Raw genomic sequence first — 23048 nt, 5'->3', positions numbered from 1 at the left:
CTGCCACTGCGACGCGGGCCCCTCGCACGTCCGTCGAACGACCCGGCACGAGGCCAGTTACGCCCAGGGTGAACAACGGAACAGCGCACCCCGTGTTCCAGTTGTGTGACGTACGTGGACGTCGCGCAGTGCGGCGAGGCGGCCGCACCTAGACTGAAGAGAACACACCCGATCAAGGGGGCCACATGTTCGAGAGGTTCACCGACCGCGCCCGTCGCGTCGTCGTGCTCGCCCAAGAAGAGGCGCGCATGCTCAGCCACAACTACATCGGCACGGAGCACATCCTCCTCGGCCTCATCCACGAGGGTGAGGGCGTCGCCGCCAAGGCCCTGGAGAGCCTCGACATCTCGCTCGAGGCCGTCCGCGGGCAGGTCGAGGACATCATCGGCCAGGGCCAGCAGGCGCCGAGCGGGCACATCCCGTTCACGCCGCGGGCCAAGAAGGTCCTCGAGCTCAGCCTGCGCGAGGCGCTCCAGCTCGGCCACAACTACATCGGCACCGAGCACATCCTCCTCGGCCTGATCCGCGAGGGCGAGGGCGTCGCCGCCCAGGTCCTCGTGAAGCTCGGCGCCGACCTCAACCGCGTCCGCCAGCAGGTCATCCAGCTGGTCTCCGGCTTCCAGGGCAAGGAGGCCGAGACCTCCGGCGCCCCCGCCGAGGCCGCGCCCAGCACCTCCGCCGTGCTCGACCAGTTCGGTCGCAACCTCACGCAGGCCGCCCGCGAGGGCAAGCTCGACCCGGTCATCGGTCGTGAGAACCAGATCGAGCGCGTCATGCAGGTCCTCAGCCGTCGCACCAAGAACAACCCGGTGCTGATCGGCGAGCCCGGCGTCGGCAAGACGACGGTCGTCGAGGGCCTCGCCCAGGACATCGTCAAGGGCGACGTCCCCGAGACGCTCAAGGACAAGCAGATCTACACGCTCGACCTCGGTGCGCTCGTCGCCGGCTCGCGCTACCGCGGCGACTTCGAGGAGCGCCTGAAGAAGGTGCTCAAAGAGATCCGCACCCGCGGCGACATCATCCTGTTCATCGACGAGATCCACACGCTCGTCGGTGCCGGTGCCGCCGAGGGCGCGATCGACGCCGCCAGCATCCTCAAGCCGATGCTGGCCCGCGGTGAGCTGCAGACCATCGGCGCCACCACGCTCGATGAGTTCCGCAAGCACTTCGAGAAGGACGCGGCGCTCGAGCGCCGGTTCCAGCCCATCCAGGTGCCGGAGCCGTCGATCGCGCACACGATCGACATGCTCAAGGGCCTGCGCGACCGCTACGAGGCGCACCACCGCGTCACCATCACCGACGACGCGCTGGTCGCGGCGGCCACCCTGGCCGACCGCTACGTCTCCGACCGGTTCCTGCCGGACAAGGCGATCGACCTCATCGACGAGGCGGGCTCGCGGTTGCGCATCCGCCGGATGACGGCTCCGCCGGACCTCAAGGAGTTCGACGAGAAGATCGCCGACGTCCGCCGCCGCAAGGAGGGCGCCATCGACGCGCAGGACTTCGAGGCCGCTGCCTCCCTGCGCGACGAGGAGAAGAAGCTCATCCTCGCCAAGGCCGACCGTGAGAAGGCCTGGAAGGCCGGCGACATGGACGTCGTGGCCGTCGTCGACGAGGAGCTCGTCGCCGAGGTCCTGGCGCTCGCCACCGGCATCCCGATCGTCAAGCTGACCGAGGAGGAGTCCGGCCGTCTGCTCAACATGGAGGCCGAGCTCGGCAAGCGCGTCATCGGCCAGAACGAGGCCATCAAGGCGCTCAGCCGGGCCATCCGTCGCACGCGGGCGGGCCTGAAGGACCCGCGCCGTCCGGGCGGGTCGTTCATCTTCGCCGGCCCCTCGGGTGTCGGCAAGACGTGGCTCTCCAAGGCGCTCGCGAACTTCCTGTTCGGCGACGACGACGCGCTGATCCAGCTCGACATGAGCGAGTACAGCGAGAAGCACACGGTGGCGCGGCTGTTCGGTGCGCCTCCCGGCTACGTCGGGTACGAGGAGGGCGGCCAGCTCACCGAGAAGGTGCGCCGCAAGCCCTTCAGCGTGGTGCTGTTCGACGAGGTCGAGAAGGCCCACCCGGACATCTTCAACTCGCTGCTGCAGATCCTGGAGGAAGGTCGCCTGACCGACTCCCAGGGCCGCGTCGTCGACTTCAAGAACACCGTGATCATCATGACCACGAACCTGGGGTCGCGTGACATCGGCAAGGGCGTCTCGCTCGGCTTCGCCGACGCCGGCAACACGGTCGGCTCGTACGACCGGATGAAGGCGAAGGTCTCGGAGGAGCTCAAGCAGCACTTCCGTCCGGAGTTCCTGAACCGTGTCGACGAGATCGTCGTGTTCCCGCCGCTGACGCAGGACGAGATCATCCAGATGGTCGACCTCATGGTCGGCAACCTGGAGACCCGTCTGAAGGACAAGGACATGGGCATCGAGCTCACGCCCGCAGCCAAGGACCTGCTCGCCCGTCGTGGCTTCGACCCCGTGCTCGGTGCGCGCCCGCTGCGGCGCACCATCCAGCGCGAGATCGAGGACACCCTCGCCGAGAAGCTCCTCTTCGGTGAGCTGCGCGCCGGCGAGATCGTCCTGGTCGACGTGGAGGGTGAGGGTGTGGACGCGGTATTCACCTTCCGCGGCACGCCCAAGGCCGACCTGGAGCTGACCGAGGGCCACGACCCGCTCGCGGTCGAGGCCGGCACCTCCGAGTAGCCAGCACGCGCAGTCCGCGCGTCAGACGAGGCCCACCACCCCGACGGGTGGTGGGCCTTCGTCGTTCGACTGGACGCGACGAGCAAACCAGGACAGTCTTCTCAGCATGAGCCCCAAGGCACGCAACCTCCTGGTCGTCGGCGCGGTCCTGATCCTTCTCGGCGTCCTCGCCTTCGCCCTCCAGCCGGGCGAGCCGAAGGCCGTCTGCACCTCCGAGAACGGCCCGACGTCGGGCTTCGTCGACGCCGAGCAGGACTGCCCGATCTCCCAGGAGAGCTGGAACGAGATCGCCGACTACCGCTCCTCCCCGAAGCCCCGCCGCTCCCGCACGACGGAGTAGTCCCTCCCTCGCTCCGATACGGGCGACTAGAGGGTGAAGGTCCCATCGGCGTGGACCTGGGCGAGGCCTTCGTCGAGGAGCGCGTCGAGGCAGCGCTCGCGCTGCGCGGCGTCGTCCCAGACCGCGTCGAGCGCAGCCTTCGGCACCGGGTCGGTCGCGTCGCGCAGCACTGCGAGGAGGCGGCCGCGGCACTGGCGGTCGGTGCCGGCCCACGCCTGGCCGCGGCGTGGGGGACCGTCGTGGTCGGGGCGGCCGAGCGCGAGCCAGCGGCAGCGGTCGGCGACGGGGCAGACGTCGCAGCGGGGGGCTCGGGCGGTGCACACGAGGGCGCCGAGCTCCATCGTCGCGGCCGCCCACCGGTGGGCGTCGTCGGCGGGCAGCAGCGCCTGCGCCAGCCGTCGCTCCGCGGCCGTGATCGACGTCGACGGGTACGCCTGACCGAGGACGACCCGCGCCAGCACGCGTCGGACGTTCGTGTCCATCACGGCGTGCCGCTGGCCGAACGCGAACGACGCGACCGCGGCGGCCGTGTACTCGCCGACACCGGGCAGCGACAGCAGCGCGGCGTGGTCGCCGGGGACCCGTCCGCCGTGCTCGGCCGTGATCGCGACCGCGGCCGCGTGGAGGCGCAGCGCGCGCCGTGGATAGCCGAGCCGGCCCCACGCCCGCACGGCCTCGCTCGACGGCTCCGCGGCGAGGTCGGCGGGTGTCGGCCAGCGCTCCATCCACGCCTCGAAGACCGGCAGCACCCGCACGACCGGGGTCTGCTGCAGCATCAGCTCCGACACGAGCACCGGCCACGGGTCGGGGAGCACCTCGGACGTCCCGCGCCAGGGCAGGTCGCGGGCGTGATCGTCGAACCAGCCGACGACGGCGTCGTGAAGTCCGGCGAGGTCGTCGGGGAGGGGAGCGGACGGGGTCGGCATGGCGCGTCGATCCTCGCACGCGCGTCCACGCGAACTACCCTCGGAGCGTGAGCACGCGACCGACCCGCCGTCCGTTGCCGCGGGCGGTCTACTGGCGTCGTCGCTTCCTCCTCCTCGCCGTCGTGCTGCTCGTGGTCTGGCTCGTGGTGACGCTGTGGCCCGGCGGCTCCGACGACGCCCGTCCCGCCGCGGCGCCCTCCCCGAGCCCCTCGACGAGCGCGACGGCGTCGTCGTCCCCGTCGCCCAGCCCGACCCCCTCGCGGGCGGCCCAGAGCGACGCCCAGGTGACCCTGACGGCCACCAGCACGGCCTGCACGCCGGAGTCGGTGCGCATGACGCCGACGGTGCCGGAGGACCAGTCGGCGCGGCAGGCGGTGCGCGTCGAGCTGCTCATCTCGACTACCGCCAAGAAGGGCTGCACGCTCGACCCGGGCGACACCGACCTCATCGCCGTGATCAAGAGCGGCGACACCGCCGTGTGGGACTCCACGGTCTGCAAAACCGCTCTGCTCGACGAGTCGGTGGCGCTCAGCCCCGGGTGGGCGACGGCGGCGTCGGCGCGGTGGTCGGGCCGCGGCTCCGGCCCCGCCTGCTCGCCGCGCGAGGGCTGGGCGTCGCCGGGCACCTACACGTTGCGCATCGGCACGCTCGGTGGCGAGCCGGGCGCGACGACCTTCAAGCTCGTCCAGCCGAAGCCCAAGCCCCGACCCAGCGCCTCCCCGACGCCCAGCGCGAGCGCGTCGACAAAGCCGTCGGCGAAGCCGTCCGCCTCGGCCAGCCCCACTCCGAGCGCGTCGCCGAGCCGGGACTGAGTCGGGCCCTCCGCGTGCCTGGGCCGGTGCGGCTGGCGCGGTGTCCGGTCTCCGAAAGGGCTTCGACCGGCAGCGGGCCTGGAGGTGGCTCCGGCTCTCGGGGCCTGGTCGGGGCTCCCGTGTGTTGCACGATTCTTCGCTTCTGCTGTCTCGGGCCGGAGTTCTGCGGTGGCGCGTCCGGGCGGTGGATCGTGCGCGAGGTCGAACGCTTCTGCGTTCGCGACGGGATCACGTAGCAAAGGCAGAAGCGTCGGACCCCGGTGCACGAACGCAGAATCTAGCGTCCATCCCCAGCACGAACCCGCAGCCCGAGACCCCGGACCAGCGCCGCCGCCAGCTGCCCGGTCGAGGCCCTTTCGGAGGCCACCCCCAGCGAAGGCCGAGGCAGCGCACCAGAGAGCCCAGACCCCCTGCGGCAGCGCACGGGCGAGTCGCGACGACGGCAGCCGCGGGACCCGACCCGCGCCCCGAGCGCAAGCCGGTCCGACGTCAGCGTCAGACGTCGAACGTCAGACGTAGCGCTCGAGGATGCTGGACTCCGCGAGACGCGACAGGCCGTCGCGGACCCCGCGGGCGCGCAGGTCGCCGACGCCCTCGACGGTCTGCAGGTCGTCGATGCTGGCCGCCAGCAGCTTCTGCAGCGTGCCGAAGTGGTCGATGAGGCGGTCGATGACCGTCTGCGGCAGTCGGGGCACGCGGGCGAGCAGCCGGTAGCCGCGCGGTGCGAGCGGGTGGTCGAGGGAGTCGCCGGCGCCGATGCGCAGCGCCGTCGCCACGCTCGTGAGGTCGACGAGCTCGGTGGAGTCGATCTCGGCGAGGTCCTGCAGGACGGTGCTGACCGCCCGGCCCCGACGCCCCGACGGCATGTAGTCGCGGATGACGAGCTCGCGCTCGGCGTCGACCCCGCTGATCAGCTCCTCCAGCTGCAGCGCGAGCAGACGACCGTCGGTGCCGAGCTCGAGCACGTACTGGTCGATCTCCGCGGCGATCCGGCTGACCATCTCCAGGCGCTGCGCGACGGCCGCGACGTCGCGGACCGTGACGAGGTCCTCGATCTCCAGCGCCGACAGCGCGTCGGACACCTCGTCGAGGCGGCTGCGGTACCGCTCGAGGGTGGCGATGGCCTGGTTGGCGCGACCGATGATGGCGCCGGCGTCCTCGAGCACGTGGCGGGTGCCGTCGAGGTAGAGGGCGATGATGTGCATCGACGCCGACACGGAGATGACCGGCAGGCCGGTCTGCCGGGCGACCCGGTCGGCGGTGCGGTGCCGGGTGCCGGACTCGTCGGTCGGGATCGACGGGTCGGGCATGAGGTGCACGGCGGCCTGCAGGATCCGCTGCGCGCCGGAGTCGAGGATGATCGCGCCGTCCATCTTGGCCAGCTCGCGCAGACCCGTGGCCGTGAAGGGCACGTCGAGCGCGAACCCGCCTGTGCTGACCGCCTCGACGACCTTGTCCTGGCCGAGCACGATGAGCGCGCCGGTACGGCCGCGCAGGATGCGCTCGAGGCCCTCGCGCAGCGAGGTGCCGGGCGCGATCGCCGCGAGGACGGTGCGCAGGTCTGGTCGAGGGGCCACGGGCGACAGTGTAGGGGGAGGGTCCAGGTTCAGGACGGCTCGCCGCGTCCGCGGGCGCTCGGCAGGGCCAGCAGGCGTCGACCACGGCCTCGCGCAGCCGCTCGGCGGTGTGCCGCACGGGCCGCACCTCACCGGCGAGCCCGACCTCGCCCAGGACGACGAGGCCCGCGGGTGCGACCCGGTCGGCCTGGGCGGAGGCTGCGGCGACCAGGACTGCGAGGTCGACGGACGGCTCGACGAGACGCGCACCGCCGACGGAGGCGGTGTAGACGTCGTGGCGCGAGAGGTTGACGCCGCAGTGTCGGGTGAGCACGGCGAGGATCATGGCCACGCGCGAGGAGTCGAGGCCGCTGGAGGTGCGCCGCGGCGACGGCGCGTTGGTCTCGACGGCCAGCGCCTGCACCTCCGCGAGCAGCGGCCGCCGGCCCTCCATCGTGACGGTGACGCAGGTGCCGGGCACGGGCTGCTCGTGCCGGCTGACGAACAGGCCCGTCGGGTCGGGCACCTCGACCAGACCCGAGTCGGCGAGGTCGAAGCAGCCGATCTCGTCGACGGGACCGAAGCGGTTCTTCACCGCCCGCAGGAGCCTCAGGCGCGACGCGCGGTCGCCCTCGAACTGCAGGACGACGTCGACGAGGTGCTCCAGGACGCGGGGCCCGGCGACGGCGCCGTCCTTCGTGACGTGGCCGACGAGCAGGGTCGCGATGCCCTCGCTCTTCGCGCGCTGGATGACCGCGGACGCGACCTCGCGCACCTGGGTGACGCCGCCGGGGACGCCGTCGACGTCGGCCGAGCCGATGGTCTGCACGGAGTCGACCACCAGCAGGCTCGGTCGCACCTGCTCGACGTGGGTGAGCAGCGCGCCGAGGTCGGTCTCGGCGGCGAGGTACAGCTCGTCGTGGACCGCGCCGGTGCGCTCGGCACGCAGCCGCACCTGGCCGGCCGACTCCTCGCCCGAGACGTAGAGGGTGCGCCGGCCCTGCCGCGCCCAACGGGCGGCGAGCTCGAGCAGCAGCGTGGACTTTCCGACCCCCGGCTCGCCGGCCAGGAGTAGCACGCCGCCGGGCGTGACGCCGCCGCCGAGGACGCGGTCGAGCTCGCCGATGCCCGAGGAGACGGCCCGCGACGACTCGACCTCGACCTGCGTGATGGGGCGCGCCGGGGTGACGGTGGCGGCCGGCGCGGTGCGGCCGGCGCGTGCCGCCGGCGACGCGACGTCGACGGTGCCCCAGGCCTGGCACTCCCCGCACCGGCCCACCCACTTGCTGGTGGTCCAGCCGCACTCGGCGCAGGCGTAGACGGGCTTGGCGACCTTCGGCGCCTTCGCGGTGGGCATGCGTCCCACCCTAGGTGCGACGTCCGACAGCGGAGCCGTTCCCTCCCCAGGCGGTAGGTGAGGCGCTGAATGCCGTCCGGCGGTCGCCTACGCGCGTCATCGGGGCGGCTCGACGCGCGTGACCTACCGCCGGGGGGGGCGGGGCTCAGACGCGGACGACGCCGCCGGGCGTCTCGAAGGAGACGCTCATGATGCCGGGCAGGCCGTGCGGCGCGACCCACTCGACCGCGATCTCCTCGAGCGCGTCCACGGCGGGCTCGCCGAGCCAGTCGGACAGGCGGTGGGGCGAGCCGGCCATCTCGATGGCGGTGAGCGCGATCTCCGAGGGTGCCATCTGCGACGGGTGCTCCTCCGGCGGCACGTCCCAGCACGTGACGTACGGCAGCTGCGGGTCGGCCTTCATGCCGCTCGTGCCGATCTGGCGCCACTCCAGGTTGAAGCCGTCGGGGCGACGTCGGTTGCCGGGCACCGCGTGGCGGCCGATGCGCCGCTCCACCTCGGTCATGTCGTCGACCGACACGCACCAGGCCATCCAGCCACCACCGGCCTCCGAGCGCTGCCGGACGACCTGTCCGAACGCGGCCTTGTCGGCGGCGGGGTGGTCGAGGACCTCCACGACCTCCACGTACTGGCGGTTGCGGAGCGGGAGCACCATGTTGCGGGTGCCGAAGCGCGGGTGCGCGCCGCCGTCGAGGAACGTCGCGCCGAGAGCCGCGGAGAGCTCGGCCACGGTGGCGTCGAGGCCGGCGGGGCCGGCGGCGTACGAGAGGTGGTCGAGGTGCATGGGCCATTCTTGCCAGACGGCCCACGTCTCCCGACGACCGGGGTCCACCAGGGCGAGGTGCGGGGCCGTCATCGTGGTCTCACCTGCGGGCCGCCGCGGTCGCGGGGTGGACGTTCGGGGCGCCCGATGCGAGGTGGTCCTCGCACTGGCGCTCGAGCTCGGCGTAGCCGGCCTCGCCCATGAGCGCGACGAGCTCGGCGCGGTTGCTGACGTAGACCGGCTCCTGGCCCACGTGCGCCTCGGTGTTCGACGAGCAGTACCAGTCGAGGTCGTGTCCGCCCGGGCCCCAGCCCGCGCGGACGTACTCACCGATCTGCACCTCCGAGTAGCTGGTGCCGTCGCCGCGCTCGACGTCGCGGAACTGGCGGCGCAGCGGCAGCTGCCAGCACACGTCGGGCTTGAGGGTGAGCGGCTCGACGCCCTCCTCGAGCGCCAGGCCGTGCAGCGCGCAGCCGTATCCGCCCGCGAAGCCGCGGGGGTTGTGGAAGACGCACGCGCCGTCGAGGGCCCGCGTCTTGCGGTCGCCGTCGTCGTCGACCTCGGTCCAGGCCCCCTGCAGGGGCTGCGGGCCGTCGGGGTGGCGGTACCAGCGCTCGGGCGTCAGGCGCTCGACGGCGTCGGCCACCCGCGTCTCGTCGTCGGCGTCGGCGAAGTGCGCGCCGAGGGTGCAGCAGCCGGCGTCGGGGCTGCTCGCGTAGATGCCCGCGCAGCCGGCGCCGAAGATGCACGTCCAGCGCGACGTCAACCACGTCAGGTCGCAGCGGAACACCTCGTCGACGTCGTCCGGGTTCGCGAACTCGACCCACGTCCGCGGGAGTCCCAGGTCGACCTCAGGCATGCCTCCACTCTACGAACCGCCGGGGGAGCCCGGCCCGACGGGCGGCGTGGGAGGATGGACGCATGCGCATGGGCGTCCTCGACATCGGGTCGAACACCGGGCACCTGCTCATCGTCGACGCGTACCGCGGCGGACCCCCGCTGCCGGCCTACTCCTTCAAGGAGCCGCTGCGTCTGGCCGAGCAGCTCGGTGACGACAACTGCGTCACCGACGACGGCGTCGCCCGCCTCGTCAAGTACGTGGGCGAGGCGAAGGCGGAGGCGCTCGAGCGCGGCTGCTCCAGCATCGTCGCCTTCGCGACGTCCGCCGTGCGCGACGCCGACAACGCCGACGCCGTCCTGGCCGCCGTCCACGCCGCCACGGGCGTCGACCTGCGGGTGCTGCCCGGCGAGGACGAGGCCCGCCTGACGTTCCTCGCGGTGCGTCGCTGGTTCGGCTGGTCCGCCGGCAGGCTCGGCGTGTTCGACATCGGCGGCGGCTCGCTCGAGCTCGCCGTGGGCGCCGACGAGGAGCCCACGGTCGCGCGATCGGTGCCCCTCGGCGCCGGACGGCTCACCCGCGACTGGCTCGACACCGGCCGCACGCACGAGGAGCTGCGGCTGCACGCACGCTCGGTCATCGCCGACGTCGCGGGCCCGCTACTGCGCGGCGGCCACTTCGACCGAGCGGTCGCCACGAGCAAGACGTTCCGCTCGCTCGCGCGCATGTGCGGCGCGGCGTCGTCGAGCGAGGGCCAGTACGTGCGCCGCGTGCTGCGCCGCTCCGACCTGCGTCCGCTGATCTCGGAGATCGTGCACCTCGACGTCGAGGAGATCGCGCAGCTGCCGGGCGTCTCCCACGACCGCGCCCACCAGATGGTCGCCGGGGCCGTGGTGGCGGAGGCGGCCATGGACCTGTTCGGCGTCGACGAGCTCGAGATCTGCCCGTGGGCGCTGCGCGAGGGCGTGCTCCTCGAGCACCTGGCGCACCTCTGAGCATGGCCGCCCCCCTCCGCGTCTCCCTCTCGACGTCCTCGGTCTACCCGGGCACGACGGCGAGCGGCTTCGAGGCGGCCTCGCGGCTCGGCTACGACGGCGTCGAGGTGATGGTCGGCATCGACGAGGTCAGCACCGACGCCGAGGCGTGCCTGGCGCTGTCGCAGTTCCACGAGGTGCCGGTCGTCTCGGTCCACGCGCCGACGCTCCTGCTCACGCAGCGGGTCTGGGGCACCGACCCCTGGGGCAAGCTGCAGCGCAGCGCCGAGATGGCGCACACGGTCGGCGCGTCGGTCGTCGTCGTGCACCCGCCGTTCCGGTGGCAGCGCGAGTACGCGAAGGGCTTCGTCGAGGGCATCGCGGAGCTCGAGGACGAGCACGGGCTGGTGTTCGCCGTCGAGAACATGTACCCCTGGCGCACCGGCAAGCGGGAGTTCCACGCCTACCTGCCCGACTGGAACCCCGTCGGCGAGGAGTACGCGCACGTCACGCTCGACCTGTCCCACAGCGCCACCGCGGCCGACGACCCCGTCGCGATGGCCCGCGAGCTGGGGGAGCGGCTCGCGCACGTGCACCTCGCCGACAGCACGGGATCGCCGAAGGACGAGCACCTGGTTCCCGGCCGGGGCACGCAGCCGTGCGCGGAGTTCCTGCACGAGGTGGCGGCCTCGTCGTTCTCGGGCGAGGTCGTGGTCGAGGTCAGCACCCGCAAGGCGGCCGACCTGCAGGAGCGCGAGGCCGACCTGCTCGAGGCGCTCGCGTTCGCCCGCGAGCACGCCGCCCGCTGACCCACGACCCCCGCCCTCACCGCCGCTGGGTGTGACGTCTGCGGGGTGGATCGGTCGATCCCACCCCCGAAACGTCACGCTCAGCGGGAGGGGGCGGAAAAAGGGGTGTGGGGTGGGCGGCCCGTCGGGCAGGATGCGGGCATGATCACCGTCGACCAGCTGCTCGCCTTCGGCGTCGCCGCGCTCGTCCTCATCGCGATCCCGGGCCCGAGCGTCGTGTTCGTCATCGGTCGCGCCCTCGCCTACGGTCGCGCGGTCGCGCTCGTGACCGTCCTCGGGAACTCGCTCGGCCTGCTCGTCATCGTGCTGCTCGTGACCGCGGGCCTGTCGGTGCTGCTGGAGCGGTCCATCCTGGCGTTCACCGTCGTCAAGCTGGCCGGTGCGGCCTACCTGGTGTGGCTCGGCGTGCAGGCCGTCCGCCACCGCAAGCAGCTCTCGATGACCGACGTCGACGGCACCGCGACCCGCGCCCCGCTGTCGCTGCCGACGGCCCTGCGCCAGGGGTTCGTGGTGGGGCTCACCAACCCGAAGGCCTTCATGATCTTCGCCGCCGTGCTGCCGCAGTTCGTCGACCGCGGCGCGGGCCACGTGCCGGTGCAGATGCTGCTGCTCGGACTCGTCGCCTTCGCGATCGGCCTGGTCAGCGACGGTGTGTGGGCGGTCGTGGCCAGTGCGCTGCGCGGCTGGTTCGCCCGCTCGCCCCGCCGCGGCGAGGCCGTCGGCGCCCTGGGTGGAGCATCGATGGTCGGGCTCAGCGTCGCCCTCGCCGTGACGGGTCACCGGAAGTAGGGACCCGCTCGACCTAGGCCGCCGGCGCCGACCTCCCGAGCCGTCCGGCCAGCACCGAGCCGACCACGAGCTGCATCTGGTGGTAGATCATCAGCGGCAGCACCACGAAGGCCACGACGTCGCTCGGGAAGAGCACCGTGGCCATCGGCAGCCCGCTCGCGAGGCTCTTGTTGCTCCCGCAGAACAGGAGCGCCACCCGGTCGCCGCGGTCGAACCCGACCAGCCGGCCCCACGCGGTGCACCACGCGAGCCCCAGGGCGAGGAGGGCAGCCGCCAGCACGGCCACGACCGCGAAGTCGTGCAGCGGGACGGCCGACCAGATCCCGGCCTCGGTGCCCTCGCTGAACGCGACGTAGACGATCAGCAGGATGGTCGACCGGTCGAAGCGCTTCAGGCCCTTGTCGTGGCGCTCGACCCACGCCCCCACGAGCGGACGCAGCAGCTGCCCGAGCGCGAAGGGGGCCAGCAGCTGGAGCACGATGCGCAGCACCGACCCGGCGTCGACACGTGCCTCGCCGCCCATCAGGAGCGCGACGAGCAGCGGCGTCAGGAGCACGCCCAGCAGGTTCGACGTCGACGCGCTGACGACCGCCGCCGCGACGTTGCCGCCCGCGAGCCGCGTGTAGACCACGCAGCCCTGCACGGTCGACGGCACCAGGGTGAGCAGCAGCAGCCCCGCGGCGAGCTGCGGTGCGAGCCAGGAGTCCGGGAGCAGCCGCGTGCCGAGACCGAGCACCGGGAACACCACGAACGTGATGCTGAGGATGCTCAGCTGGAGCCGCCAGTGCTTCAGGTTGCGTACCGTCTCGGCCGTCGAGAGGCGTGCGCCGTAGAGGAAGAAGAGCAGCCCGATGCCGACGGTCGAGACCGTGCGCACGACCTCGAACGTCGTGCCCGTGGCCGGCAGGAACGAGCCGAGGGCCGCGGCGCCGAGCAGGAGCACGAGGAACGGGTCGATGCGGCGCACGGCCCGACGGTACGCCCGCGCCCGGCGGCGACCGCTGCGCGGCCTAGGGTGGCGCCATGAGCGGCACGACGACGGACCTCCAGACCGGTGGCCCCCACTCCGGCGGTACCGACCCCGACCGCATCGCCATCCTGGGCGGCGGGGTGATGGGCGAGACGCTGCTGTCGGCGTTCGTCGCGTCGGGCCGACGTCCCGGCGACCTCGTCGTGAGCGAGAAGGTCGAGGAGCGCGCCGCCGACCTGCGCGCCCGCTACGGCGTGCAGACCACCGACCCCGCCACGGCCGTCCAGCGCGCCGCCGTCGTGCTCGTGGTCGTCAAGCCGCAGGACGTCGCGGCGATCGTGCAGGACGTCGCCCCCCACGTCGACCCTGCGGCCACCGTGCTCTCCCTCGCGGCGGGCGTGCGCATCGCCGCCTACGAGGACGCCCTGGCCGACGGCGTCGCCGTGGTCCGCGCGATGCCGAACACTCCTGCGGTGGTCGGGGAGGGGATGTTCGGCGTCTCGCCCGGACGCGCGTGCGACGAGGAGCGGCTGGCCGCGGTCGTGGCGTTGCTGGAGACCGGTGGCCGCGTGGCGGTCGTGCCCGAGGAGCAGCAGGACGCCGTCACGGCCGTCTCCGGCTCGGGCCCGGCCTACGTGTTCTACCTGGCGGAGGCGATGATCGACGCCGGCGTCGACGCCGGGCTCGACCGCGAGACGGCGCGCACGCTGACGGAGCAGACGCTGCGCGGCGCTGCGGCGCTGCTCGCCGACTCCGACGACGAGCCCGCGGAGCTGCGGCGTCGGGTCACGTCGCCGAACGGGACGACGCACGCCGCGATCACCACCTTCGACGAGCACGGGGTCGACGAGGGCCTGCGCGCGGGCGTGCGGGCGGCGGCGCGACGCTCGGCCGAGCTGTCGGGGTCGTAGGCTTCGACCATGCCGGACCGCGCCCCGCACGGACCCGCCGACGAGGCGGAGCAGACCCCTGGCCAGGCCACAGGGGGGCCCTGCCTCGTCTTCGACGACCGTCTCACCGGCTACGACTTCGGAGCCGCGCACCCGATGGCGCCGGTGCGCGTCGACCTGACGATGGTGCTCGCGGGCGAGCTCGGCGTGCTCGACCACCTCGAGGTCGTCGGTGCCGAGCCGGCCACCGACGAGCAGCTCTGCACCGTGCACACGCCCGTCTACGTCGAGAAGGTGCGCAAGCTGTCGGTGCACCCCACCCACGCCGACCCCAGCGTCGGGCTGGGCACCGAGGACAACCCCGTCTTCGGCGGCATGCACGACGCCAGCGCGCTGATCGCCGGCGCCACGCTCGAGGCCGTACGGCGCGTGTGGACCGGGCAGAACACGCACGCCGTCAACGTCTCGGGCGGCCTGCACCACGCCATGCCCGGCTCGGCGAGCGGCTTCTGCATCTACAACGACCTCGGCGTCGGCATCGCCTGGCTGCTGGCCCAGGGTGCGCAGAAGGTCGTCTACCTCGACGTCGACGCGCACCACGGCGACGGCGTCCAGGCGATGTTCTACGACGACCCGCGGGTGCTCACGATCTCGATCCACGAGGGCCCGCAGTCGCTGTTCCCCGGCACCGGCTGGTCGACGGAGACGGGCGCGGAGGGGGCCGAGGGCACGGCGGTCAACGTCCCGCTGCCGCCCGGCACGTCCGACGCCGGCTGGCTGCGCGCGTTCCACGCCGTCGTGCCCGACGTGATCCGCGAGTTCGGCCCGGAGATCATCATCAGCCAGCACGGCTGCGACTCCCACATGGACGACCCGCTCACCAACCTCATGCTCAGCGTCGACGGCCAGCGCGCGTCGTACCTCGCCATCCGCGACCTCGCGCGCGAGGTGTGCGGCGGCCGGTGGGTCGCCACCGGTGGCGGAGGCTACGCCGTGACCGAGGTCGTGCCGCGGGCGTGGACGCACCTGCTGGGCATCGTCGCCGACCACGACGTCGACCCGGAGGCCGCCACCTCGCAGGGCTGGCGCGACCACGTCGAGCGGCTGCGGGGCGTGCGCGCGCCGCAGCGGATGACCGACGGACGCTCGGCCTCGTTCCGCGCCTGGGAGATGGGCTACGACCCGGCCAGCTGGCTCGACCGCAACATCCTCGCGGCACGCACCGACACCTTCCCGCTGCTCGGTCTCGACCCGCACCTCTGACCATCGGGGGCACGTCCACCCGGTCCTGGACCCGGGCCGGACGTCCCGATCACACGGGTCTCGTGGAACTCGTTCCGTCTCGGCTATCCCTGGAGCCCCAGGAGGCACTACGCTGCGAGCACGAGCCGCGCCGACTCCCGGAGGGGAAGCCGGGGGTGCGCGGTGCCCTGGAAGAGGTGAGGACCATGACTGCAGGAACGACCTTCCTGACCGTCGCGGAGGTTGCTGCGCAGATGCGCGTCTCCAAGATGACCGTGTACCGGCTCGTCCACAACGGCGAGCTGGAGGCCCTGCGCGTGGGCCGGAGCTTCCGCGTGCCCGAGCAGGCGGTGCGCGAGTACCTCCAGAAGTCGTTCTACGAGGCCGGCTGAGTCGGTCCGTCCACCGTCGCGTAGGCTGGTCCTCCGCCAGTACCGCACCGAGTAGAGGTTTGTTTCGTGGGTTCAGTCATCAAGAAGCGTCGTAAGCGGATGTCGAAGAAGAAGCACCGCAAGATGCTCAAGCGCACCCGCGTCCAGCGCCGCAAGCTCGGCAAGTAGGCCCCATGGGGCGGGTCGTCCTCGTCACGGGGGTCTCCGGGACCCTCGCGTCGCGCGTCTCGCGACACCTGGCCGAGCTCGGCGCGTCCGCCGGCATCGACCGGGTGGTCGGGATCGACCTGCGTCCCCCCGTCGGTGACCTCGGCGGCGTCAAGTTCGTCCGCGCCGACATCCGCACCCCGGTGGTGGCCAAGGTCATCGCCGTCGAGGACGTCGACACCGTCGTCCACCTCGACCTCGCCCCCGCGAGCCACCGCTTCGGCGGTGGTGGCGGCGTCAAGGAGCGCAACGTCATCGGCACGATGCAGCTGCTCGCCGCGTGCCAGCGGTCCGCGACCGTCTCCAAGCTGGTCGTCGGCTCGTCCGCGGCCGTCTACGGCTCCTCCTCGCGCGACCCCGCGCTGTTCCGCGAGTCCGACTCCGCCCGCGGCGGCGTCCGCACCGGGTTCCCGAAGGACGTCGTCGAGGCCGAGTCGTACGTGCGTGGCTTCAGCCGACGTCGCCCCGAGATCCTCATCACGACGCTGCGCGCCGCGCAGACCCTGCACCCGCAGATCGAGAGCCCGTTGCACAGCTACCTGCGCAACCCGCTGCTGCCGTCGGTGCTCGGGTTCGACCCGCGCCTGCAGTTCCTGTCGCTGCACGACACCCTGGAGATCATCGCCGAGGCGGTGACGAAGGATCGTCCGGGCACCTTCAACGCGGCCGGGCCCGGTGTCCTGCTGCTGTCGCAGATCGCCCGACGCCTCGGCAAGCCCACCGTCCCGCTGCCGGCGATCGGCTTCGGTGCCGCCGCCGCACGGGTCGTGCGCAGCATGGGCGGGGAGATCTCGCCCGACCTGCACCGTCTGCTCATGCACGGTCGGGCCGTCGACATCTCCGCCCTGCGCGACATCTTCGGGTACGAGCCGACGGCCACCACCGAGGAGGTGTTCGAGGAGTTCCGGGCCGCGCAGCGACCCGGGGTCCTGGCACGTCTGGGAGGTCACGGATGAACGACGAACGTCGCACCATCGGCACCGACGGCGCCGCGGGCCGGGGCACCCGCGGGGGTTCACCGTCGTCCGGCGCGCGGTCACTCGCCGGCGGCAAGGCCGCGCCGCGCAAGCCCGTCCGAAAGGCTGCGGCGTCGGCGACGACCGAGAGCAGCACCACCAAGCCCGCCCGCACGGCCAAGCCCGAGACCCCCACCACGCCCACGGTCGAGCCGACCACACCGGCGCGCGAGAAGCCCCGCAAGACTGCGGCGAACACGACGGGGGCGAAGAAGAGCGGCGCGGGTCGCCCCAAGGCCTCGACGTCGACCGCGAGCGGCTCGCCGTCGCGGCCTCGGCGGTCGACGAGCGCCTCGGGGCCCGACGCGACACCGCACCTGCGAGCCGTCACGGAGGAGGACGCCGCCGCTGCTGCGGCGGCCGCGGCCGAGGAGGCCGCCCGCGAGACGCGCACGGCGTCGGGTCGAGCCACCCTGCCGGGCCTGCCCGTCGAGGAGGTGCTCGTGGCGGTCGTCCAGGCGGCGCAGCGGATCCTCGGCAGCGACTGGGAGCACCGGCTGGCCGTCGCGGTCGCGGCGCTGCGCAAGCGGCTCTCGGGCGACTTCGAGGTCGACGACTTCGGCTTCGACCCGCAGCTCGCCGAGGTCCTCACGGCCGCGTTCGAGCCCATCGCGGAGAAGTGGTTCCGGCTCGAGGTCCGCGGTGCGGAGAACATCCCGAGCGAGGGCGGCGCGCTGCTCGTGGCCAACCACTCCGGCACCGTGCCGATCGACGGACTGATGACGGGCTACGCGGTCAAGCGCCACGGGGGTCGCGACCTGCGTCCGCTGGGTGCCGACCTCGTGTTCGCCCTGCCGTTCGTCGGCCAGGTCGCGCGACGTGCCGGCGCCACGCTCGCCTGCACGCAGGACGCCGAGCGTCTGCTGGGCTCCGGCGAGATCGCCGGCGTGTGGCCCGAGGGCTTCAAGGGCATCGGCAAGCCCTTCGCCGAGCGGTACAAGCTGCAGCGCTTCGGCCGCGGCGGGTTCGTGTCGTCGGCGTTGCGGGCCCAGGTCCCGATCGTGCCCGTCTCGATCGTCGGCGCCGAGGAGATCTACCCGCTGGTCGGCAACGTGCCGTCGTTGGCGCGGCTCCTGGGGCTGCCGTACCTGCCCATCACGCCGTTCTTCCCGCTGCTCGGACCGCTCGGCATGATCCCGCTGCCCAGCAAGTGGATCATCGAGTTCGGCGAGCCGATCCGCACCGACGCCTACGAGCCCGACGCGGCCGACGACCCGATGCTGCTGTTCAACGTCACCGACCAGGTGCGCGAGACGATCCAGCAGACGCTCTACCAGCTGCTCGTCGAGCGAGGCAACGCCTTCTTCTGAGCAGAGCCCGTGATGCTCGGGCGGTCACGGCACACCCGTGCCGCGCCGGGCCGACGACGACGTGGCGCGTGCTACTTCTTGGGGCCGAGCAGACCGCCGAGCAGGCCGGGCACGAGGCCCTCCTGGTCGTCGTCGCCCAGCAGACCGCCCAGCAGCGGGTCGGTGACGGTGCCGAGGCCCTTGCGCGGCGTCGCGGTGGGCGACGGCGCGGGCACGGTCGGCACCTGCACGAGCGGCGGAGTGGTGGACGGGGTGATCGTCGACGGAGCGGCGGAGCCACCAGCCGTCGACGGCGACGGCGCGGCGGAGGAGCGGCCAGCCGAGGCCTCGCGTCGCGACCCCGAGTCGGAGTCGGCCGGGGCGAGCACCGAGCGGACGACGCCGACCAGCGAGCCGAGGTCGGCGGTGCCGCAGCTGGCGCAGAGCCGGCCGGCCTGTCCGGCGAGGTCGGTGACCGCAGCGGCCGCAGCGGAGAACGACTCCGACGCGTCGGCGGGCACGTCGGCGGCGATGGTCGTGAGGTCGACCGCGGACGCGGCGGCGAAGTCGTTGACGGTCTCGATGGAGGCCGTCGAGCCGTCGGTGTCGTAGGCGTCGAACAGCGAGGCCGAGCCCTGCTCGGCCTGCGTGCTGAACTCGTCGAGCAGGGCGGGCACCTGCCCGCGCGCAGCGGGCGAGCCGTCGGCGATCACGGCGCGGACCTCGCGCAGCCGCTCGGTCGCGAGCTCGAGGCGCTGGGTGCCGCGCGCCTCGTCGGAGCGGTGCAGGGCGAGCTCGACGTCCTCGACCGTCCGCTTGACCGGGTAGAGCACGTCGCCCGGGAGGGCCGAGGCGCTGCCGGCCACGAGGCCTACGACGCCGAGGGACGACACGGCTGCGACCGCGGCGGTGGCGAGCCGGCGCCGTGCACGCGACGGGGCGGCGGCCGGTGCGCCGGCAGCCGCGTCGGCGGTGCGACGGGAGGCGCCAGGAGCAGGGACGAGGACGGTCTGGCCCTCGGTCATCAGACGCTCGCGCAGCGCCGAGGCGAACTCGGGGCGGGGTGCGACGGTGGCCGACGCGCGCAGGGTCTGCGCGGTGCGGACGAGCTCGGCGACCTGGCCCGTGCCGTGCGCACCGGACTCCCACGCGTCGTGGAAGTCCTGGGCGTCGTCGCGGCCCGGTCGGCGGATCATCGCGTCGTCCTGTCTGTGGTCGTGGTGGTACGAGGTCCAACGACCATGAAGACGTGCGGGTTACGGGAACGTGACGCGGTGCGCGCGAGGAATCTCGGACTCATCGTGCGTCCTCGGGCATCTTCTTCGCGAGGTTGCGCACGGCGCGCAGCTGCAGCTGCTTGATCGCACCCTCGGTGCGCCCGAGCGCGGCGGCGGTCTGGGCGATGCTCAGGCCCTGGATGAAGCGCATGAGGACGCACTCGCGCTGCTCCGTCGGCAGCTCGGCCACGGCGGCGAACAGCATCTCGTTGGAGAGCAGCGCCATCACGTCGTCCTCGGTGCTCGGAGCGCTCTGCGGGCCCTCCGGCACGTCGTCGGAGACGATCTCCAGCCGCGCACGACCGGACTTGAAGTGGTCGACCACCAGGTTGCGGGCGATCGTCGTGAGCCAGGCGCCGAAGTCCTTGCCCTGCCAGCTGAACCGCTGGATGGCCCGCAGCCCGCGCACGAACGTCTCGCTGGTGAGGTCCTCGGCCAGGGTCTGGGAGCCGACGCGGTAGTAGATGAACCGGTAGATGCCGGTGACGTAGTGGTCGTAGAGCTGGCCGAAGGCGTCGACGTCGCCCTCGCGGGCGAGGTCGACGAGGGCGCGCAGCCGCAGGGCCTCAGGGTCGCCGTCGGGATCCACGGGGCCGCTGGAGAACGCCGCGTGCGACGCGGGTGCCGGCTCGGCCAGCGCCATGGCCAGGCGCAGGTCGTCAGGCGTCAGCAGGGCGAGCCGCAGCGCGGCGCGCAGTGCTCCCGTCCAACCCTCCATGATCCCTCCCGAAGATCTGGACGATCTTAAGCACCTGAGGAGGTTCCTGTCAGGAGTTCTCAGGTAACGAGCCGGCCAACACGACGCCGGTGCAGGTCAGCGCGACCGACGCAGCGTCCGGACCGCCTGCCAGGCGGCGGCTCCCGCGACGGCCACGCCGGCGGCGCGCGTGCCGGCGAGCGCGACCTTGCGCCCGGTGCGGTAGTCGCGCACGTCCCAGCCCTGCGCCTTCGCGTGCGCGCGCAGCCGGGGGTCGGGGTTGATCGCACAGGGGTGGCCCACCAGCGAGAGCATCGGCAGGTCGTTGCTGGAGTCGGAGTAGGCGTAGCAGCGCTCGAGGTCGAGGCCCTCGCGCTCGGCGATCGCGCGCACGGCGACGGCCTTGCCCTCGCCGTGCAGCAGCTCACCGACCAGCTCGCCGGTGTAGGTGCCGTCGACGTGCTCGGCCACGGTGCCGAGGGCGCCCGTGAGGCCGAGGCGTCGGGCGATGACCGCCGCGATCTCGATGGGCGCGGCGGTCACGAGCCAGACCCGCTGCCCGGCGTCGAGGTGCTGCTGGGCCAGCGCGCGGGTGCCGGGCCAGATCTTGTGCGCCATGTGCTCGTCGAAGATCTGCTCGCCGATCTCCTCCAGCTCGGACACGTCGTGGCCCGCGATGAACGCGAGCGCCGAGGAGCGGGCCTTCGCGATGTGCTCCGGGTCCTCGACGCCGGCCAGGCGGAAGTAGACCTGCTGCCACGCGGCCTTGACGATGTCGCCCGTGGTGAAGAAGTCGCGCTGGTGCAGCCCGCGCGCGAAGTGGTAGATCGACGCGCCCTGCATGATCGTGTTGTCGACGTCGAAGAACGCCGCGGCGTCGGGGTCGGGATCGGGGGCGAGCCAGTGCTCGACCTCGCTCGCGGCCGCCGCAGCCTGGCCGGCGAGCACCGACCGCGACCGCAGGTTCGGCCCCGGCCGGGGGACCCGCTGGCTGGACATGACCCGAACCTATCGGGTTCCCCGTCCCTTCCCCGCGTTTTGCGGACCTGATGACGGAATCCGGCGCCGAAACCGGCGCAAGGTCCACGAAACGGGGGGACCGGAAGGGGGTGGGAGAGGGGCGCGGCGGGCTGGCCCTCTGTGGTTGACTCGCGTCGTGACCTCCTCGAACGTGTCCGCGCTGGTCAGCGCCGCCGCGCGACGCTCGCCCGAGGCCGTGGCCCTCGTCGAGCACCGCGGCGGACGGCAGGAGCGGACGTGGGCACAGCTCGACGCCGACGTCGACGCCGCGTCCCGCGCGCTGAGCGGCGTCGGCCTGCGCGCCGGGCACCGCGTCGCGCTCGTGATGGCCAACCGGATCGACCTCGCCGTCGCCTACTTCGGGATCCTGCGCGGCGGGATGGTCGCCGTCCCCGTCAACCCGCGCTCGACCGAGCGCGAGATCGGCCGCATGCTGGCCGACTCCGGCGCGCGGGTCGTGCTGTGCGACGAGAGCGCCGTGGAGCAGGTGCGTGCCGCGGTGGCCGACCTCGACGTCCTCGTCGTCGTCGACGGCACTTCGCCACGCGAGGGCGAGGTCGCGTTCGACCGTCTCCTGCGCGACGCCCCCGACGTGGAGCCGGCCGCGCCCCGCGACGAGGAGGCGCCGGCGGTCGTGCTCTACACGTCGGGCACGAGCGGCAAGCCGCGGGGCGCGATCCTGACGCACCGTGCCCTGCTCGCCAACATCGAGCAGACCGCAGCGGTCGAGCCGCCGATCGTCACGCCCGACGACGTCGTGCTCGGGCTGCTGCCCATGTTCCACATCTACGGGCTGAACGCCGTGCTCGGCCAAGCTGTGCGGCAGGGCGCGCGGGTCGTCATGGTCGACGGCTTCGACCCGGCCGGCCTGTTGCGCACGATCCGCGACGAGGGGGTCACGAACGTGGCCCTCGCCCCGCCGGTGGTCGCCGCGTGGGCGGGCCGCGCCGACCTGCGCGAGCACCTCGCCGGCGTCAAGCACGTGCTGAGCGGTGCCTCCACGCTCGACCCCGAGCTCGCCGCGGAGTTCGCGGCGTCGTCGGGGCACGTCGTCGAGCAGGGCTACGGGCTCACCGAGACCGCCCCCGTCATCACCGCGACGCTCGCGTCGGGCCGCCCGGACGGCGTGCCCCCGCGGCCCGGCTCCGTCGGACGTCCGCTGCCGGGCGTCGAGCTGCGCCTCGTCGACACCAGCGGGCAGGACGCCGAGCCCGGTGACCCGGCCGAGGTGTGGGTGCGCGGACGCAACCTCTTCTCCGGCTACTGGCCCGACGGGTCCGACGGTCCGCGCGACGACGGCTGGTACCCGACGGGCGACATCGGCTACCTCGACGACACCGGCGACCTCACGCTGGTCGACCGGGTCCGTGAGCTCGTGATCGTGTCGGGTTTCAACGTCTACCCGGCCGAGGTCGAGCTCGTGGTCGCCGAGCTCGACGACGTCGCCGAGGTGGCGGTCGTCGGTCTCCCGGACGAGCAGACCGGCGAGGCGGTCGTGGCGTTCGTCGTCGCCGGGGACGGTGCAGCCACGGACGGTCTCGAGGCCCGGGTGCTGGAGCACTGCTCCACGCGACTGGCCCGGTTCAAGCAGCCGCGCCAGGTCGTCGTGGTCGAGGGGCTGCCGCACTCCGCCACCGGCAAGGTCGCCAAGGGTCGGCTGCGGGCGCTGGCGCGCAGCCAGGACCTCGGCCTCCAGGCCCGATGAGCCTGTTCCGTCGCCGCGCCGGGGCGTCCGACGACGTGCCGTCGGCCCCCGGTTCCGCCGGGCACGCCCCTGCCGTGCCGCACGCTCACGACGCCCGGGTGGTCGTGTACAGCCGCGCCGGCTGCCACCTGTGCGAGGCGGCCGAGGCGGAGGTCGAGCGGGTCTGCGCCGAGCAGGGCAGCGACTGGGCACGGGTCGACGTCGACACCGACCCCGAGCTCGTGCGCCTCTTCCACGCGATGGTGCCGGTGGTGTTCGTCGACGGCCGTCAGCACGACTTCTTCCGCGTGACGCCGGCCCGGCTGGTCGCGGCACTCGACCGCCCTGCACGCTGAGCACGAGCGAGTGGGGCGGTGAGGAGCGGCGTCGCCCTACCACGGCCCGTGTGAGGAATCCCACCCACCCCCGTCGTCGATTTTGTTCCGTCGTTCACAAGCTCGTAAACTGATCCGTGCGCTGCCCGCCCACGTCGGGTGAATC

22 protein-coding genes and 1 pseudogene are annotated in these 23048 nt (G+C 72.9%); 14 read left to right on the top strand and 9 right to left on the bottom strand.

Annotated elements, in window-relative coordinates; genetic code table 11:
• Nucleotides 1-185 precede the first annotated feature (185 nt).
• Together A6Q81_RS04940 and A6Q81_RS04935 are read left to right on the top strand one after the other, a co-directional pair.
• Nucleotides 186-2699, top strand: coding sequence for an ATP-dependent Clp protease ATP-binding subunit (locus A6Q81_RS04940; RefSeq protein WP_253026947.1), 2514 nt, complete (start codon nt 186-188; stop codon nt 2697-2699).
• Between the two features lie 106 nt (nt 2700-2805).
• A complete protein-coding gene (locus A6Q81_RS04935) occupies nt 2806-3039 on the top strand; it encodes a hypothetical protein (protein WP_286689730.1) in 234 nt (77 codons plus the stop codon).
• A gap of 26 nt (nt 3040-3065) precedes the next feature.
• On the opposite strand, the gene A6Q81_RS04930 is transcribed toward A6Q81_RS04935, so the two are convergent.
• Entirely contained in the window at nt 3066-3965 is a 900-nt protein-coding gene (locus A6Q81_RS04930) for an iron-sulfur binding domain-containing protein (RefSeq protein ID WP_286689729.1), read from the bottom strand.
• Between the two features lie 47 nt (nt 3966-4012).
• Between A6Q81_RS04930 and A6Q81_RS04925 the strand changes: the two genes are divergently transcribed.
• On the top strand, nt 4013-4777 hold the full coding sequence (locus tag A6Q81_RS04925; protein WP_286689728.1) for a hypothetical protein: 765 nt from the start codon (nt 4013-4015) through the stop codon (nt 4775-4777).
• Nucleotides 4778-5286: 509 nt separating this feature from the next.
• Here the strand turns inward: A6Q81_RS04925 and disA are convergent.
• The 4 genes and pseudogenes from disA to A6Q81_RS04905 form a co-directional block, all read right to left on the bottom strand.
• A complete protein-coding gene (gene disA / locus A6Q81_RS04920; RefSeq protein ID WP_286689727.1) occupies nt 5287-6354 on the bottom strand; it encodes a DNA integrity scanning diadenylate cyclase DisA in 1068 nt (355 codons plus the stop codon).
• A 145-nt stretch (nt 6355-6499) separates the two neighbouring features.
• Nucleotides 6500-7690, bottom strand: a pseudogene (gene radA / locus A6Q81_RS04915) (DNA repair protein RadA); the annotation flags it as partial.
• Nucleotides 7691-7835: 145 nt separating this feature from the next.
• Nucleotides 7836-8474 (bottom strand): VOC family protein, encoded by a 639-nt coding sequence (locus A6Q81_RS04910; RefSeq protein ID WP_286689726.1) that lies wholly within the window; start codon nt 8472-8474, stop codon nt 7836-7838.
• A 79-nt stretch (nt 8475-8553) separates the two neighbouring features.
• Nucleotides 8554-9312, bottom strand: a complete 759-nt coding sequence (locus tag A6Q81_RS04905; protein WP_067854498.1) for a DUF3109 family protein — start codon at nt 9310-9312, stop codon at nt 8554-8556.
• A gap of 62 nt (nt 9313-9374) precedes the next feature.
• Here A6Q81_RS04905 and A6Q81_RS04900 point away from each other — a divergent pair, with 62 nt between their 5' ends.
• From A6Q81_RS04900 to A6Q81_RS04890, 3 genes are all read left to right on the top strand, one after another.
• A complete protein-coding gene (locus tag A6Q81_RS04900) occupies nt 9375-10286 on the top strand; it encodes a Ppx/GppA family phosphatase (protein WP_067854501.1) in 912 nt (303 codons plus the stop codon).
• A 2-nt stretch (nt 10287-10288) separates the two neighbouring features.
• Complete coding sequence (locus A6Q81_RS04895) at nt 10289-11074, top strand: sugar phosphate isomerase/epimerase family protein (protein WP_286689725.1); 786 nt, start codon at nt 10289-10291, stop codon at nt 11072-11074.
• 141 nt (nt 11075-11215) lie between these two features.
• On the top strand, nt 11216-11863 hold the full coding sequence (locus A6Q81_RS04890; protein WP_286689724.1) for a LysE family translocator: 648 nt from the start codon (nt 11216-11218) through the stop codon (nt 11861-11863).
• A 13-nt stretch (nt 11864-11876) separates the two neighbouring features.
• Here A6Q81_RS04890 and A6Q81_RS04885 read toward each other — a convergent pair whose 3' ends face one another.
• On the bottom strand, nt 11877-12830 hold the full coding sequence (locus A6Q81_RS04885; RefSeq protein ID WP_067854510.1) for a bile acid:sodium symporter family protein: 954 nt from the start codon (nt 12828-12830) through the stop codon (nt 11877-11879).
• Nucleotides 12831-12886: 56 nt separating this feature from the next.
• Here A6Q81_RS04885 and proC point away from each other — a divergent pair, with 56 nt between their 5' ends.
• The 6 genes from proC (at nt 12887) to A6Q81_RS04855 (ending at nt 17890) form a co-directional block, all read left to right on the top strand.
• Nucleotides 12887-13744 carry a pyrroline-5-carboxylate reductase gene (gene proC, locus A6Q81_RS04880; protein WP_083516214.1) on the top strand — a complete coding sequence of 286 codons (858 nt, stop codon included), beginning with the start codon at nt 12887-12889 and terminating at the stop codon, nt 13742-13744.
• A gap of 9 nt (nt 13745-13753) precedes the next feature.
• Nucleotides 13754-14986: an acetoin utilization protein AcuC gene (locus A6Q81_RS04875; protein ID WP_083516215.1), complete on the top strand. Its 1233-nt coding sequence runs from the start codon at nt 13754-13756 to the stop codon at nt 14984-14986.
• 185 nt (nt 14987-15171) lie between these two features.
• Entirely contained in the window at nt 15172-15357 is a 186-nt protein-coding gene (locus A6Q81_RS04870) for a helix-turn-helix domain-containing protein (RefSeq protein WP_067861267.1), read from the top strand.
• Nucleotides 15358-15423: 66 nt separating this feature from the next.
• Nucleotides 15424-15525: a 30S ribosomal protein bS22 gene (locus tag A6Q81_RS04865; RefSeq protein WP_012359487.1), complete on the top strand. Its 102-nt coding sequence runs from the start codon at nt 15424-15426 to the stop codon at nt 15523-15525.
• A 5-nt stretch (nt 15526-15530) separates the two neighbouring features.
• A complete protein-coding gene (locus A6Q81_RS04860; protein WP_067854513.1) occupies nt 15531-16520 on the top strand; it encodes an NAD-dependent epimerase/dehydratase family protein in 990 nt (329 codons plus the stop codon).
• Entirely contained in the window at nt 16517-17890 is a 1374-nt protein-coding gene (locus tag A6Q81_RS04855; RefSeq protein ID WP_193786276.1) for a lysophospholipid acyltransferase family protein, read from the top strand. The genes A6Q81_RS04860 and A6Q81_RS04855 overlap by 4 nt, the downstream gene beginning before the upstream one ends.
• Before the next feature lie 71 nt (nt 17891-17961).
• Here the strand turns inward: A6Q81_RS04855 and A6Q81_RS04850 are convergent, their stop codons facing one another.
• From A6Q81_RS04850 to A6Q81_RS04840, 3 genes are all read right to left on the bottom strand, one after another.
• Nucleotides 17962-19065 (bottom strand): DUF5667 domain-containing protein, encoded by a 1104-nt coding sequence (locus tag A6Q81_RS04850; RefSeq protein WP_286689723.1) that lies wholly within the window; start codon nt 19063-19065, stop codon nt 17962-17964.
• 100 nt (nt 19066-19165) lie between these two features.
• Nucleotides 19166-19864 carry a sigma-70 family RNA polymerase sigma factor gene (locus A6Q81_RS04845; RefSeq protein ID WP_286689722.1) on the bottom strand — a complete coding sequence of 233 codons (699 nt, stop codon included), beginning with the start codon at nt 19862-19864 and terminating at the stop codon, nt 19166-19168.
• A 96-nt stretch (nt 19865-19960) separates the two neighbouring features.
• Complete coding sequence (locus A6Q81_RS04840; RefSeq protein WP_067854522.1) at nt 19961-20842, bottom strand: HAD family hydrolase; 882 nt, start codon at nt 20840-20842, stop codon at nt 19961-19963.
• A gap of 157 nt (nt 20843-20999) precedes the next feature.
• On the opposite strand from A6Q81_RS04840, the gene A6Q81_RS04835 reads away from it, so the two are divergent.
• Both A6Q81_RS04835 and A6Q81_RS04830 read left to right on the top strand, forming a co-directional pair.
• Entirely contained in the window at nt 21000-22568 is a 1569-nt protein-coding gene (locus A6Q81_RS04835; protein WP_067854525.1) for an AMP-binding protein, read from the top strand.
• Nucleotides 22565-22903, top strand: coding sequence for a glutaredoxin family protein (locus tag A6Q81_RS04830; protein ID WP_353681408.1), 339 nt, complete (start codon nt 22565-22567; stop codon nt 22901-22903). The genes A6Q81_RS04835 and A6Q81_RS04830 overlap by 4 nt, the downstream gene beginning before the upstream one ends.
• Nucleotides 22904-23048: the final 145 nt, after the last annotated feature.

This window comes from Aeromicrobium sp. REDSEA-S38_B2 (assembly GCF_001628525.1).
GTDB lineage: Bacteria > Actinomycetota > Actinomycetes > Propionibacteriales > Nocardioidaceae > Aeromicrobium > Aeromicrobium erythreum.
The sequence above is the reverse complement of the archived record's forward strand: the minus strand, read 5'-3'. Positions and strand labels throughout refer to the sequence as shown.